Consider the following 14,159-nt stretch of genomic DNA (forward strand, 5'->3'; position numbering starts at 1 on the left):
TGTGTTACTTCCAGCCCTTGAGGAGCTTGCGGTAGGAGTCGCCGGTCGTCTTGACGGCCTTCTCCGGAGAGGTCTGGCCGGTGAGGACCTTGGTGTACTCGGTGACGAGCGGCGCGAACAGGCTGCCGGTCTCCGGGATCCAGGGGCGCTCGACGGCGCTCTCGACGACCGGCTTGAAGAAGCCGACGATCTCGTTGTCGACAACGGCCTCCTCGGCGTAGGCGGAGGTGCGGGTCGGCAGGAGGTTGAGCTCCTTGGTGACCTGGGCCTGCGTCTTGACGGAGGTCATGTAGTCGACGAAGGCGTAGGAGGCGTCGAGGTTCTTGGAACCGGCGTAGACGGCCAGGTTGTGACCGCCCTGCGGGGCACCCTGCGCGGCGGAGCCGGCCGGGACCGGGGCGACGCCCAGGTTCGTCTTGTCCTTGAACTCCTTGCCGGCGTACGTGTCGGCGACGGCCCACGGGCCGTTGATCATCATCGCGACGTCGCCGTCCTTGAAGGACGACTGCATGTTCTCCCAGCCGTCCGTCGCGTCGGTCTTCGCGGTACCGGAGTCGACGAGGTCCTTGACGACCGTCATGGCCTTGACGCCGGCCGCGTTGTCGATGGTGACGGACTTGTCTGCGGCGTTGACCATGTCGCCGCCCTCGCCGTACAGGAAGGACAGGAACCAGTACGCGTCGTCGCCGCGCAGGTAGAGGCCGGTCTTGCCGGTCTTCTCCTTGATCTTCTTCGAGACGGTCTTCAGCTCGTCGATCGACTTCGGAACCTCGACGCCGGCCGCCTTGAAGATCTTCTTGTTGTAGAAGATGCCCATGGAGTCGATGACCTGCGGCACCGCGTACGTCTTGTCCTTGTACTTGGTGGACGCCGCGGCCTGCTTCAGGAAGTCGTCCTGCTTCACCAGGGCGGCGGTGCCGTCCAGCGGGGCGAGGTAGCCGAGGTCCGCGAACTCGGGGGTCCAGGCGACCTCGGAGCGGATCACGTCGGGGGCGCCGGAGCCGGCCTGCGCGGCGTTCTTGAACTTGTTCTGGGCATCACCGAAAGGCACGTTGACGTACTTGACGTCGACCTTCGGGTGCTCCTTCTCGAAGCCCTCGGCGATCTTCTTGAAGACCTTGTCCTCGCTGCCCGCGGTGGAGGTGTCCCACCACGTCACGGTGCCGGAGAGCTCGCCCGAGCTCTTGGAGGTGCCGTCGGAACTGTCGTCATCGCTGCCGCAAGCGGTCGCCGCGAGCGCCAGGGCCGCGACCAGGGCGGTGGCCGTTATGCCACGTCGCATCTGAACTCCTTCAACTGCCGTACCGCTCCGTCGCGGCGCCGGGTCGACGTGAACGTAACAAGGATGAAAGACGGCCGAAAGAGTTTGCGGAAGATTTCTGCAAGCTTCGGCGATCGTTACATTCGCGTGTCCTCACGGTTGCCGTCAAGCCTCTTGACGGGAGCACCTGACCCCTGGCAGCAGCAGGCCACCACGCCTGATTCCGCAGTGCGACGATCCGACCGCAACCCGCAAGACCCGCCCCGCAAGACCTTGCAAAACATTGCTGCGGGGCCCTGGGGTGCCCACTCCTGCCCGTGCGCGCGAGGGCCCGCGCGGGCGCTGTCGCCCGATTCCTGCCCATGGTGGGCAATCCGACCCACGCCCGGTACAGTCCAGTCCCATGACCGCACGGCTTGCCGATATCGCAACTCAGGCGGGGGTCAGCGAAGCGACGGTCAGCCGTGTACTGAACGGCAAGCCCGGTGTCGCTGCGGCCACCCGCGAATCCGTCCTTGCCGCGCTCGACGTCCTCGGCTACGAACGACCCGTACGTCTGCGCAGGCGCAGCGCGGGACTCGTCGGCCTGATCACGCCCGAGCTGGAGAACCCCATCTTCCCGGCGCTCGCCCAGGTCATCGGCCAGGCGCTGACACGGCAGGGCTACACCCCGGTGCTGGCGACCCAGACGCCAGGCGGCTCCACCGAGGACGAGCTCACGGAGATGCTGGTCGACCGGGGCGTCTCCGGCATCATCTTCGTCTCCGGACTGCATGCCGACACCTCGGCCGACATGCAGCGCTACGAACAACTGCGCGCCCAGGGCGTCCCCTTCGTACTCGTCAACGGCTTCTCCCCCAAGGTGCAGGCGCCGTTCATCTCACCGGACGACCGGGCCGCCATGCGACTCGCCGTGACGCACCTGGTGTCGCTGGGCCACACCCGGATCGGTCTGGCGGTCGGCCCGAAGCGCTTCGTTCCCGTACTCCGCAAGATCGAGGGCTTCCACGCCACGATGCAGGAGCAGTTGAACCTCACCGCGGACGAGGTGGAGGAACTGATCCAGCACTCTCTGTACACGCTGGAGGGCGGCCAGGCGGCCGCCTCGGCGCTGATGGAGCGGGGCTGCACGGCGGTGGTGTGCGCGAGCGACATGATGGCGCTCGGTGCGATCCGCGCCGCACGCCGGCTCTCCAGGGACGTACCGCGCGACCTTTCGGTGGTCGGCTACGACGACTCTCCGCTCATAGCGTTCACCGATCCGCCGCTGACCACGATCCGGCAGCCGGTGACGGCGATGGGGCAGGCCGCGGTGCGCACGCTCCTGGAGGAGATCGGCGGCACGCCCGCCCCGCACAGTGAGTTCGTCTTCATGCCGGAACTGGTCGTGCGCGGTTCGACAGCCGCAGGCCCCGGCCCCGGCGCGGCCGCCACCGCCCCGGCCGTCCCAGGATCCCACGTGCGTTCGTAGCCCGCAGGACGTGCAACCCGCTCCCGACCGGAGGATCATCAGGCGGAGGGGGCAAATCTGGCAGACTCTGTGCCTATGGGTGAATTGAGCGTGAAACCACAGGAAGGCCGCACGGAGGCCACCCCGTCACCCATCGTGAACGAGGCGGCTCCCGAGGCGAATGCGAAGCAGAACGGCGACGCGAACCGGATCGGCAGACTGCTCGACCGCGGTCTGGCCGGACTCCGCTCGCCACGGTCGCCACGACGGCCACGCATCTGGTTCGAAATCCTGCTGATCGCGGTCAGTTACTGGCTGTACTCGCTGGTGCGAAACGCCGTCCCGGAACAGAAGACGGCGGCCCTGGCCAACGCGGACTGGCTCTGGTCGGTCGAGCGGTTCCTGGGGATCGCTGTGGAGCAGTCGGTCAACCACGCGGTCGACTCGGTGACATGGCTGATCGTGTCGATGAACTACTACTACGCGACCCTGCACTTCGTCGTCACCATCGGTGTGCTCATCTGGCTGTTCCGCCGCCACCCCGGCCGTTACGCACCAGCCCGCCTGGCGCTGTTCGCGACCACGGCGGTGGCTCTGCTCGGCTACTACCTGTACCCACTGGCCCCGCCCCGGCTGATGAACGGCGGCAACTTCATCGACACGGTCATGGTCCACCAGACCTGGGGTTCGATGGCTTCGGGCAACTTCAAGCAGATGTCGAACCAGTACGCGGCGATGCCGTCGATGCACATCGGCTGGTCGCTGTGGTGCGGCCTGACCGTCTTCGCGCTGGCCTCCGCCCCGTGGGCGCGCATCCTGGGCCTGCTCTACCCGACGGTGACCCTGATCGTGATCGTGGCGACCGCGAACCACTTCTGGCTGGACGCGGTGGGCGGCATGGCGTGCCTGGCCTTCGGTTACGCGGTGTCGTACGCCTGGTACGGCGCGCTGCCGCACCACCTGCCGAGGCTGATTCCCCCGAAACCCACCCGCCGCCCGCGCCTGGCCGCGGTGACGAGGCGCCCGCGCGCCCAGAAGGCAGCCGTCTCAAGCCCCTCCGGCGATTGAGGTGCGGGGTCCGGGGCGGAGCCCCGCACCACCCGCGCGCCGCACCGCCTCACGCCCCACATCGCGCCGCACCGCCTCACGCCCCGTAGAACCGCTCCTCCACCACCGCCCGAGCCCTCCGCGTGATCCGCCGGTAGTCGTCCAGCATGTCCCCGACGTGCCCGGGCTCGTACCCCAGATACCGCCCCACCGCGGTCAGCTCCCGCGGCCCGGAGGGGAACGTGTCGGCCGGCCGGCCGCGCACCAGCATCACCGCGTTGCGGACCCGCGTCGCCAGCACCCACGCCTCGTCCAGCGTCTGCGCGTCCTCGCCGGAGATCAGCTCCGCCGCGCATGCCGCGGCCAGCGCCTCCCTGGTCCGGGTGGTGCGCAGCCCGGGCTCCGCCCAGCCGTGCTGCATCTGCATCAGCTGGACCGTCCACTCCACGTCGCTCAGCCCACCCCGGCCCAGCTTGGTGTGGAGGGTCGCGTCCGCGCCGCGCGGCAGCCGCTCGGACTCCATCCGGGCCTTCAGCCGCCGGATCTCCCGGACCGCGTCCTCGCCCAGTCCCTCCATCGGATACCGCAGCGGGTCGATGAGCTCGATGAAGTCACGGCCCAGGTCGATGTCGCCCGCCATCGGCTGGGCGCGCAGCAGGGCCTGGCTCTCCCAGACCAGCGACCAGCGCCGGTAGTACGCCTCGTACGACTTCAGCGTGCGCACCAGCGGCCCACTCTTGCCCTCGGGGCGCAGGTCCGCGTCGATGAGCAGCGGCGGGTCGGCGGTGGGCAGCTGGAGCAGCCGTCGCATCTCGGTGACCACCCGGTTCGCGGCCCGGCTCGCCTCCTGCTCGTCGACGCCTTCCCGGGGCGCGTGCACGAACAGGACGTCCGCGTCGGAGCCGTATCCGAGCTCGTGGCCGCCGAAGCGGCCCATGCCGATCACCGCGAACCGGGTGGGCAGGGTGTCGCCCCATTCCGCGCGGACGGCGGCGCGCAGCGCCCCGGCGATCGTGACGGCGTTCAGATCGGTGACGGCGCTGCCGACCCGGTCGACGAGCGCCCCGGGGTCCGCTTCGGCGGGGCTGTCCTCGGTGCCGTAGGAGCCGATGAGATCGGCGGACGTCGTACGGAACAGCTCGCGCCGGCGCACCCCGCGCACCACCGCAACCGCCGACTCGGCGTCCTCCGCCCGTCCCACCGCGGCCAGCGCCTCCTGCTCCAGAGCGTCCCGGCTGCGCGGCTTCAGCCCCTGCGGGTCGCCGAGGATCGCCACCGCCTCGGGGGCGCGCAGCAGCAGGTCGGGGGCGAGGCGGCCGGCCGACAGGACCCGGGCGAGGTTCTCCGCGGCCGCGCCCTCGTCCCGCAGGAGCCGCAGGTACCACGGGGTCTTGCCGAGCGCGTCGGACACCTTGCGGAAGCCGAGGAGTCCGGCGTCCGGGTCGGCGGAGTCCGCGAACCAGCCGAGCAGCACCGGCAGCAGCGTGCGCTGGATGGCGGCCTTGCGCGACACTCCGGACGACAAGGCCTCCAGATGCCGCAGTGCGGCCGCCGGGTCCTCGTATCCGAGGGCTTCGAGACGGTGTGCGGCGGCCTTCGCGCTGAGCCGGGACTCGCCGGGCGCGAGCTGGGCGACGGCGTCGAGCAGCGGCCGGTAGAACAGCTTCTCGTGCAGCCGCCGCACCACGGACGCGTGCCGCTTCCAGGCCTGGTTCAGCTCGGCGATGGGGTCGGTGCGCATACCGAGGGAGCGTCCGAGCCGCCGCAGGTCCGGCTCGTCGACCGGGACCAGGTGGGTCCGGCGCAGCCGGTAGAGCTGGATGCGGTGCTCCATGGCGCGCAGGAAGCGGTAGGCGTCGTCCAGCTGGGCGGCGTCCACCCGTCCCACGTAACCGCCCTCGGCGAGCGCGCCCAGCGCCTCCAGGGTCGATCCGCTGCGCAGGGTGGCGTCGCTGCGGCCGTGCACCAGCTGGAGCAGCTGGACGGCGAACTCGACGTCCCGCAGTCCGCCGGGACCGAGCTTGATCTCGCGGTCGACCCGGTCGGCGGGGATGGTGTCGACGACGCGGCGACGCATCTTCTGCACGTCGGGCACGAAGTTCTCGCGGTCGGCGGCCTGCCAGACCAGCGGCGAGACGGCCTCGACGTACTCGGCGCCCAGCTCGGGGTCACCGGCCACCGGCCGGGCCTTGAGGAGTGCCTGGAACTCCCAGGTCTTGGCCCAGCGCTGGTAGTAGGCGAGGTGCGAGCTGAGCGTGCGCACCAGCGGCCCGTTGCGGCCTTCGGGCCGGAGGTTGGCGTCGACGGGCCAGATGGTGCCCTCTACGGTCGTGTCGGAACAGATCCGCATCATGTGCGCGGCCAGCCGGGTGGCGGCCCGCATGGCCGCGCTCTCCTCGGCGCCGTCGAGGGGTTCCGCCACGAAGATGACGTCGACGTCGGAGACGTAGTTCAGCTCGTGCCCGCCGCACTTGCCCATCGCGATGACGGCGAGCCGGCACTGTGCGGCGTCGGCGGGCGTGGCCGAACGCGCGACGGCGAGCGCGGCCCGGAGCGTCGCGGTGGCCAGGTCGGCCAGCTCGGCGGCCGTCTCGGCGACGTCCGTCGTACCGCACACGTCACGTGCCGCTATCGACAGCAGGCACCTGCGGTAGGCGACGCGCAACGAGTCCGGGTCGTCGGCCCCGGCCAGCTCGCGTTCGAACTCGGGGACCCCGGGGTGCAGATCGGCCGCCTCGTACGTGACGAGGGCCTGCCAGTCGCGCGGGTGCCTGGCCAGGTGGTCACCGAGGGCCTCCGACGCCCCGAGCACCCCGAGGAGCCGGTCCCGCAGGGGTTTGGCGGTGACGAGGGTGTCCAGCAGGATCTGCCGCTCCTCGGCCTCCTCGGCCTCGACGAGCCGGACGAGGCCGCGCAGCGCCAGATCGGGGTCGGCGGTGGCCCCGAGGGCTTCGAGGAGGACGGGGTCGGAGCGTACGGAGGACAGGTCGGGCAGGTCGAGCAGCCGCTCGGCGGCGGACGGATCGGTGAAACCGTGCCGCAGCAGTCGGGTGAACGTACTGCTCCTGCGCCCCGGCAACGTCGTCATTCCGCGCTCTCCTGCTCGCCGCCCGATCACCACCCAGTTCTACGAGCCTAGTCCTGCACCGATGAATGCGGAGCGGGTGCGCAGTCCGTACTTCGTAGGCAGGATCGCTTTCAGGACCCGACCAGGAGGCCCGACCATGTCCGCATCAGAACCCGTCACCGAGCTGGATCCCCGCTACAGCAGCCCCGATGCGGCCCCGGGCGCCTGGGCCGACGCACGGCGGCTGCTGACCGATGCCGAGCTGTACTGGCTGAGCACGGTCCGCCCGGACGGCCGCCCGCACGTCACGCCGCTGATCGGTGTCTGGTCGCAGGGCGCGCTGCACTTCTGTACGGGCGCCGAGGAACGCAAGGCCCGCAATCTGGCGGCGAACGACGAGGTCGTCCTGACGACCGGGACCAATTCCTGGTCGGACGGGTTCGACGTGGTGGTCGAGGGCCGGGCCGAGCGGGTGACGGACGGGGACAGGCTGGCTGGGCTGGCACAGGAGTGGGAGACGAAGTACGGCCCCGTCTGGCACTTCGACGTGGCGGACGGCGCGTTCGTGGGCTCGCTCGGCAACCGGGCCGAGGTCTTCGCGGTGTCCCCGCGGACTGTCTTCGGCTTCGGCAAGGGCGATCCGTTCACGCAGACCCGGTGGCGCTTCGTCTGAGCGGAGGGACCGAACGGGCCCGGCGTACGGGCCCGTTCGGTGTGTCCGCTCAACCGGCCGGCAGGGTCCCGATGACGACGGTGGCGTACCACTCGTCGGAGGTGACCACCCGCGGGACGAGCCCGCTGCTGCCCACGGCCTCCTCGGCCCGCACCGCCTGACGTTCGCTGGTCTCGACCAGCAGGCTGCCGCCCGGTGTGAGCCACTGCGGTGCCTCGGCGGCCACCCGTCTCATCACATCGAGGCCGTCGCCGCCTCCGTCGAGGGCGACGAGGGGTTCATGGACGCGCGCCTCGGCGGGCAGCAGGGCGACGTCGCCGGTCGGTACGTACGGCACGTTGGCGAGGAGCACGTCGACACGCCCGCGCAGGGAGCCGGGCAGCGGCACGAAGAGGTCGCCCTCGTAGACCCGGCCCAGGTCGCCGACATTGCGCCGGGCACAGCGGACCGCCGCGGGTTCCACGTCGGCGGCGTGCAGCTCGACGTCGTCCAGCGCGGCGGCGAGTGCGGCACCGAGGGCGCCCGATCCGCAGCAGAGGTCGACCACGACGGCCGGCCGCGGGGCCAGTTCCGCGGCCTGGCGGATCAGGAACTCGGTGCGGCGGCGGGGGACGAAGACCCCGGGGTCCACGGAGATCCGCAGACCGCTGAACTCGGCCCAGCCGAGGACATGTTCCAGCGGATGGCCGGCGACGCGGCGTTCCACCATGGCGGTGAGTTCGACGGGACCGGCCGCGGTGGCGGCGATCAGATCCGCCTCGTCCTCGGCGAATACACAGCCGGCGGAGCGAAGGGTGGTGACGAGAGAGGAGAGAGCGAGGGGTGACAGCGGGACCGGCATGGAGCGGAGCCTTTCGGAAAACGCCGATGGGTGCTCCGCGACCGGTTACGTCCGGTCGACCACGCGATCGTGTGAGGCGAGCACCCAGCCTGATACAGCGGTAATGGGTCCCACCTCCTTCGGTACGTCCCCGTGCGGGGATGCGAAACACTACCTCAGCCCGGCTCCGGTCCGGTCCCACCCGCCTGCCCTGCCACGGATGATGACCGTCATGGAGCGCTCTGTGGGACTACGGGCTGGAGCGCGACTTGACCGAGGCCGTGGCCGCCCGCCCGGCCCACTCGACGGAGCCGGTCCGCCCTCTGGTCCTCGCCGCGGTGTTCCTCTCCTCGCTGCGGATCGCGATGCGCATGTGGATCGAGGAGGAGCTGGCCCGGGAGCCGATCGAAGTGACCGACGAGATCCTGGACGAGATCGGACGGAGCTTCGCCTGAGGCGGGGTGGGCGTGACCGCCCACCCCGCCTCAGTCCTCCGTCGGCACGCAGAGCACCGGCACGGTCGACAGGTGGAGGAGCTTGTGCGGGGTGGAGCCGAGCAGCGCCCCGCGGATCGGGCTCTCGCCCCAGCTGCCCACCACGATGACCCGGGCCCCGTGACGTGCGGCGGCCTCGATCAGGGCCTGCGCCGGACTCCGGTCGATCACCTCGACGGTGGCCGGCACGCCCGCCTCGTCGGCCGCCGCGACCGCGCGCTCGAGGCCCGAACGGCCTGCCTGACGGACGGCTTCGTAGTGAGCCCGGTACTCCTCGCCGGCTGGGCCGGGCGGCGCCGCCCCGTAGACCAGGACCAGCGGCTCGCCGTATGCGGCGGCCACCTCGATCGCGATGCGCAGAGCACGTGCCGCGCCGGGTGACTCGTCGTAGCCGAGGACCACGGACATGTCAGGACTCCTTGCCGTGCACGAGGCCGGGGTCGACCACACCGCGGCGCTCGGCCCAGAAGAGGGGCGACCGGAACCGCCACACCACCATGAGCACCACACCGATCAGGCTGATGCAGATGCCGATGACGAGCGGCGGGCCGAGGCCGAACCACGAAGTGCCGCTGTAGGAGTTCGCCGGGTCCGACATGTCGATGACGGACCGCACGAGCAGCCAGGTCAGCAGACCGGATCCGATCAGCGGGGCAAGGCCGATGAGCAGGAAGCTCCGTACGCTGTCGGTCAGATGGTGGCGGTAGTAGACCGCACAGGCCACACCGGTCAGCGCGTAGTAGAAGGCGATGAGCAGGGACAGCGCCGTCAGTGAGTCGAACAGGGCGTTCTCGCTGATCTGGTTGACGACGAGATACCAGGCGATGGCGATGGCGGCCACCCACCAGGTGCTCACGTCAGGTGTCCGGAACCGCGGATTGATACGGGCGAAGTGCGCCGGCAGCGCATACCTGCGGGCCATCGACAGCGCGGTGCGGGAGGCGGGAATGATGGTTGTCTGGGTCGAGGCGAGCGCGGACGTCGCGACCGCGAGCAGCACGATCCAGTCCCAGCCGCCCATGACCTCGCGGGCGAGCAGGGCGAAGATGAACTCCTCCTCGTCGGCGTTCTCGGCCAGGTACGCCGTTCCGGCGAACGCGACGACAGCGAAGCCGACGGACAGATACGTCACCAGCAGGATGACGGTCGACCACACACCCGCCTTGCCGGGGGCGGTCGCTGAGTCCTCGACCTCCTCGGTGAGGTTGACGGCGGATTCCCAGCCCCAGTAGATGAACACGCCCAGCAGCAGACCGCTGGTGAGGGCCGCACCGCCCGCCCCGAAGGGGTTGAGCCACTCGGCCGAGGGACGGATGGAATCGAACGATGTCGTGCCCGCGTAGACGCGGTACAGCGCGACGATCACGAAGACGATGAGGAAGGCCACCTGCGCCAGGATCAGCACGTTCTGCACCTTGGCCGACAGCTCGGTGCCGATGACGCACAGGCCCGTCATCACCAGGATCAGGATGACGGTGAGCAGCTCGCGCACGAAGGTGTTGTCGGCCCAGCTGTCGAGGCCGACGGCCAGCAGGCCGAAGCTGACGGCGACGTCCGCGAGGGACCCGACGACCAGCACACCGGTCATCGTGATGGCCCATCCCCCCAGCCACCCGGTCCACGGTCCCATCGCGCGGGTGACCCAGGAGAACGTCGTCCCGCAGTCCTGATCGACCTTGTTCAGGTAGTAGAACGCCGAGGCGATGAAGAGCATCGGCACGAAGGAGGCGAAGAGCACTCCGGGTGCGTAGATACCGACGAGCGCGACGATCGGCCCGATGACCGCCGCCACGGAGTAGGCCGGGGAGGTGGCGTTCAGCCCGATGACGAGCGCGTCGACGAAGCCGATCGCGTTCGCCTTCAGGGTCGCCGGCCGCGCTGGTTCGGCTAGGTCCTCTGCCATGTGCCCTCGTTACGTCACGGGCCCGAGGAGGAAGCGGAATGGGCCTTTTACATGCTATTGAGACGGTTCCGGGTCCGCACGTCCGCCACGCACACGGCCCAGCGGATGTACGCACCCGGTCGCACCGGTCACTGCTCGCGCATGCCCCACGGTGAGCCGTACTCGGTCAGCAGATCCAGGAACGGCCGCGGCGGCAGCGCCTCGGGCCCCAGCACCCCGCTGCCGCCCCACACGCCGCCCGCGAGGAGTTCGAGGGCGGCCACGGGATTGATCGCGGTCTGCCAGACGACGGCCTGGGAGCCGTACTCCCGCATCGACCACTGGTTGTCGACGACGTGGTAGAGGTACACCTCCCGCGGCCGGCCGTCCTTGACGCCCTTCACCCAGGTTCCCGCGCACGTCTTGCCGTGCATCCGCTCGCCCAGCCCGGCGGGGTCGGGCAGGCAGGCGGCGACCACGTCGCGGGGTGAGACCGCGGCCCGCCCCAGGTCGCTCTGTACGGACACCGGTTCGGTCCGGTCGAGTCCGAGCAGGTGGAGGGTCCGGAGCACCCCGATGAACTCGTCGCCGAGCCCGTACTTGAAGGTGACCTTCCGGGCCTTCAGCCATCGCGGGACCAGGAGCACTTCCTCGTGCTCCACGTTGACGCACTCCACGGGCCCGATGCCGTCGGGGAAGTCGAAGACCTCCGGCTCGCTGAAGGGGGCCGTGGTGTACCAGCCCCGCTCCTGCTCGTACACGACCGGCGGGTTCAGGCATTCCTCGATGGTCGTCCAGATACTGAAGGACGGCGCGAAGTCATAGCCGTCCACCGTCAGATTCGCTCCGTCACGGATCCCGATCTCCTCGATCTCGTCGAAGAGCTCGTCGGAGGCGTACCGGGCGAACACGTCGGACAGACCGGGCTCCACGCCCATGCCCACGAGCGCGAGACGCCCCGCGGCCTCCCACTCCGCGGCCCGTTCGAACTGCGCGTCCCCGAGCTTGACCCCGCACTCCTCGTACGGACGGGCCGGGTGCGGCCGGGACAGGGACATGGCCATGTCGAGGTAGTGGGCGCCGTGGGCGAGGGCCGACTCGAACAGCGGCAGCACGAAACGGGGGTCCGTTGCGTTGAGCAGGACGTCGCAGCGGTGCTCACCGAGCGCTTCCAGCACCGCTGCCCGGTCCGAGGCATCCAGCCGGGCGGCGCTGAACCGGTCCCCCCGCTCCCCCAGGGCCGCGACGGCACTCTCCGCCCGTCCGAGGTCGTAGTCGGCGACCGTCATGTGCTCGAAGAACGGCCGGCGGGCCGCGATCCTCGTGATCGCCGTACCCACACCTCCCGCTCCGACCAGGAGGACACGCATGGGACACCACTCCTTCTCCGTGACGCCGGGGCGTCACCGGCACAGCCGTCCGATCCGGTGGAGAGCGGACGCTAACAGCCGAAGGACCCCGGGACGCGCAACCGGACGGGCGGTGTCCGGAACACCGCACCGCTGGAGCCGCTCAGCGCGCCCGTTCCTCGATCAGCGGGCAGTGGGTCCCCGTGTAGATGGTGGGCATGCAGCGGTTGCAGTGGATGCACTGCGACCGGGTGGCGGCGTCACGGCCGATGCGGTGCAGCAGGTCGGGCTCGCGCAGCAGGGCGCGGGCCATCGCGACGAACTCGAAACCCTCCGCCATGGCGCGGTCCATGCCCTCGCGGTCGGTGACCCCGCCGAGCAGGATCAACGGCAGCTCCAGCGCGCCGCGGAACTGCCGGGCGGAGTCGAGCAGATACAGGGGACGGTAGGGATACGTACGGAACACGCCGCGGCCCACCGCCCGGATCGCGAGACGCTGCGGGAGGGGGAAGTTGGCCGCGAACTCGGCGACGGGGGCGGCGCCCCGGAACAGGTACATCGGGTTCAACAGCGAGCTGCCCGCCGTCAGTTCGAGGGCGTCGACGCTGCCGTCCGCCTCCAGCCAGCGTGCGACCTGGAGGCTGTCGTCCACGGTGAGCCCGCCGGGCGCACCGTCCTTCATGTTGAGCTTGGCGGTGATGGCGAGGCGGTCGCCCAGCGCGTCGCGCACCGCCCGGGTGATGCCCAGCGCCACGGCGGCGCGGGCACGCAGTGAGCCGCCGAATGCATCGGTGCGGCGGTTCAGCCGGGGGCTGAGGAAGGCGCTGGCCAGGTAGTTGTGGCCGAGGTGTATCTCCACGGCGTCGAAGCCGGCCTCGGCCGCCAGCAGGGCGGCCTCGGCATGGGCCCTGACGACACGGTCGATGTCCTCGGCGGTGGCCGCCTTGTTGCGGCGCATGCTCAGCGCGTTGAACCCCGCCATCGGGGCGAGGGAGGTCAGCCCGTTGGACCGGCCGTCGGCCACCGGCCCGGCATGACCCAACTGTGCGCTGACGGCGGCGCCGGTGTCGTGCACCGCCTCGGTCAGCCTGCGCAGCCCCGGCAGCGCCTCGGGCCGCATCCACAGCTGCCGGCGCTCGGTACGGCCCTCCGGCGCCACCGCGCAGTAGGCCACGGTGGTCATGGCCACCCCGCCCGCGGCAGGGCGCAGGTGGTAGTCGATGAGCTCCTGGGTGACCAGCGCGTCAGGGGTGGCGCCCTCGAAGGTCGCGGCCTTGATGACTCGGTTACGCAACCGGATCGGCCCGAGCCGGGCCGGCGACAGCACATCCGGGGCGTCCCGGACGCCCCGGGGCGCCTCTCCCGTCGACCCTGTCGTTCCCGGTCCATCCACCATGGCGCGGAGCATCGCAGAGATCTGACGAATAGTCAGTAGCGGGGTGGGGGCGATGTACACCCTTGCCGCCCGCGCCGGCCCCACGCCGTTCCCGAGCCGCTCGTCACCCCGTGCTGTCGTCGCCGTCGCAGGCGGGGTGGAACGCCGTCAGGCCGGCCCCGGGCATGGAGCCGGGGTGTCTCACCGCGCGTCGCCGCTGCCGTCCTGATCGGCAACAGGGCACACCCCAGGGACGAGGAGCCGTATGCGTGCCGGTCTTCGAGCTGGGGGCCTGACAGCGGCGCGCCCCGACGACCACTGAACTGGTCGGCGTGGTGAGGACCTCGGTGGCGTCCAGCACCGGATGCGTGAGGTAGAGCAGCCGGAGCTCATCCACCTCGCCGCCGAAACGAGGCGGCCAGTGGGGCGACGGTGTGAAGTCGTCCAGGATGAGAAGGCCACCGGGAGCCAGCAGCTCGACGACCCTCTCGGGGTCGTCCCGCTTGCCGCCGCCGTCGCAGAAGAAGACGTCGAAGGGGCGTGCCGTTCAAGCAGCCGCCGGTCCCCGGTGAGAACGCTGACACGGTCGTCATCGGCGAAGACACCGGCCGTCCGACGGGCCAGCTCCTCGTCCTGCTCGACGGTGACCAGACGAGCAGCGGCGCCCAGCCCACCGGCGCGGGGCACCGGCGATTGCGTCATGGTTTCGCCCGGCCGACACTTGGACGAGAGGATCCTGCT

Annotated in this window: 10 protein-coding genes and 2 pseudogenes; 4 read left to right on the plus strand and 8 right to left on the minus strand. The window is 70.5% G+C overall.

The features are described 5' to 3' along the window. Positions 1-4: 4 nt before the first annotated feature. Positions 5-1,282, minus strand: coding sequence for an extracellular solute-binding protein (locus SH922_RS10815; RefSeq protein ID WP_393057341.1), 1,278 nt, complete (start codon positions 1,280-1,282; stop codon positions 5-7). Positions 1,283-1,664: 382 nt separating this feature from the next. Between SH922_RS10815 and SH922_RS10820 the strand changes: the two genes are divergently transcribed. Beyond that, complete coding sequence (locus SH922_RS10820) at positions 1,665-2,732, plus strand: LacI family DNA-binding transcriptional regulator (protein WP_393057343.1); 1,068 nt, start codon at positions 1,665-1,667, stop codon at positions 2,730-2,732. Positions 2,733-2,867: 135 nt separating this feature from the next. After that, a complete protein-coding gene (locus SH922_RS10825) occupies positions 2,868-3,779 on the plus strand; it encodes a phosphatase PAP2 family protein (RefSeq protein WP_393063521.1) in 912 nt (303 codons plus the stop codon). 76 nt (positions 3,780-3,855) lie between these two features. Here SH922_RS10825 and SH922_RS10830 read toward each other — a convergent pair whose 3' ends face one another. Beyond that, complete coding sequence (locus SH922_RS10830; protein ID WP_393057345.1) at positions 3,856-6,846, minus strand: bifunctional [glutamine synthetase] adenylyltransferase/[glutamine synthetase]-adenylyl-L-tyrosine phosphorylase; 2,991 nt, start codon at positions 6,844-6,846, stop codon at positions 3,856-3,858. A gap of 136 nt (positions 6,847-6,982) precedes the next feature. Here SH922_RS10830 and SH922_RS10835 point away from each other — a divergent pair, with 136 nt between their 5' ends. Next, positions 6,983-7,498, plus strand: a complete 516-nt coding sequence (locus SH922_RS10835; protein ID WP_393057347.1) for a pyridoxamine 5'-phosphate oxidase family protein — start codon at positions 6,983-6,985, stop codon at positions 7,496-7,498. Positions 7,499-7,547: 49 nt separating this feature from the next. On the opposite strand, the gene SH922_RS10840 is transcribed toward SH922_RS10835, so the two are convergent. After that, entirely contained in the window at positions 7,548-8,339 is a 792-nt protein-coding gene (locus SH922_RS10840) for a putative protein N(5)-glutamine methyltransferase (protein ID WP_393057349.1), read from the minus strand. A gap of 236 nt (positions 8,340-8,575) precedes the next feature. On the opposite strand from SH922_RS10840, the pseudogene SH922_RS10845 reads away from it, so the two are divergent. Further along, a pseudogene (locus SH922_RS10845) lies at positions 8,576-8,773 on the plus strand (TetR family transcriptional regulator); the annotation flags it as partial. A gap of 30 nt (positions 8,774-8,803) precedes the next feature. Here SH922_RS10845 and SH922_RS10850 read toward each other — a convergent pair. From SH922_RS10850 to SH922_RS10870, 5 genes and pseudogenes are all read right to left on the minus strand, one after another. Next, positions 8,804-9,220: a universal stress protein gene (locus SH922_RS10850; protein ID WP_393057351.1), complete on the minus strand. Its 417-nt coding sequence runs from the start codon at positions 9,218-9,220 to the stop codon at positions 8,804-8,806. A 1-nt stretch (position 9,221) separates the two neighbouring features. Further along, complete coding sequence (locus SH922_RS10855) at positions 9,222-10,715, minus strand: APC family permease (RefSeq protein WP_393057353.1); 1,494 nt, start codon at positions 10,713-10,715, stop codon at positions 9,222-9,224. Positions 10,716-10,843: 128 nt separating this feature from the next. Then, positions 10,844-12,064 carry a saccharopine dehydrogenase family protein gene (locus tag SH922_RS10860; RefSeq protein ID WP_393057355.1) on the minus strand — a complete coding sequence of 407 codons (1,221 nt, stop codon included), beginning with the start codon at positions 12,062-12,064 and terminating at the stop codon, positions 10,844-10,846. A gap of 142 nt (positions 12,065-12,206) precedes the next feature. Continuing rightward, a complete protein-coding gene (locus SH922_RS10865; protein WP_393057357.1) occupies positions 12,207-13,439 on the minus strand; it encodes an NADH:flavin oxidoreductase in 1,233 nt (410 codons plus the stop codon). 277 nt (positions 13,440-13,716) lie between these two features. Then, positions 13,717-14,090: pseudogene (locus SH922_RS10870) on the minus strand (transferase); the annotation flags it as partial. Positions 14,091-14,159 lie beyond the last annotated feature (69 nt).

It is taken from the genome of Streptomyces sp. LN549 (assembly GCF_043203805.1).
In the GTDB taxonomy this organism is placed as follows: domain Bacteria; phylum Actinomycetota; class Actinomycetes; order Streptomycetales; family Streptomycetaceae; genus Streptomyces.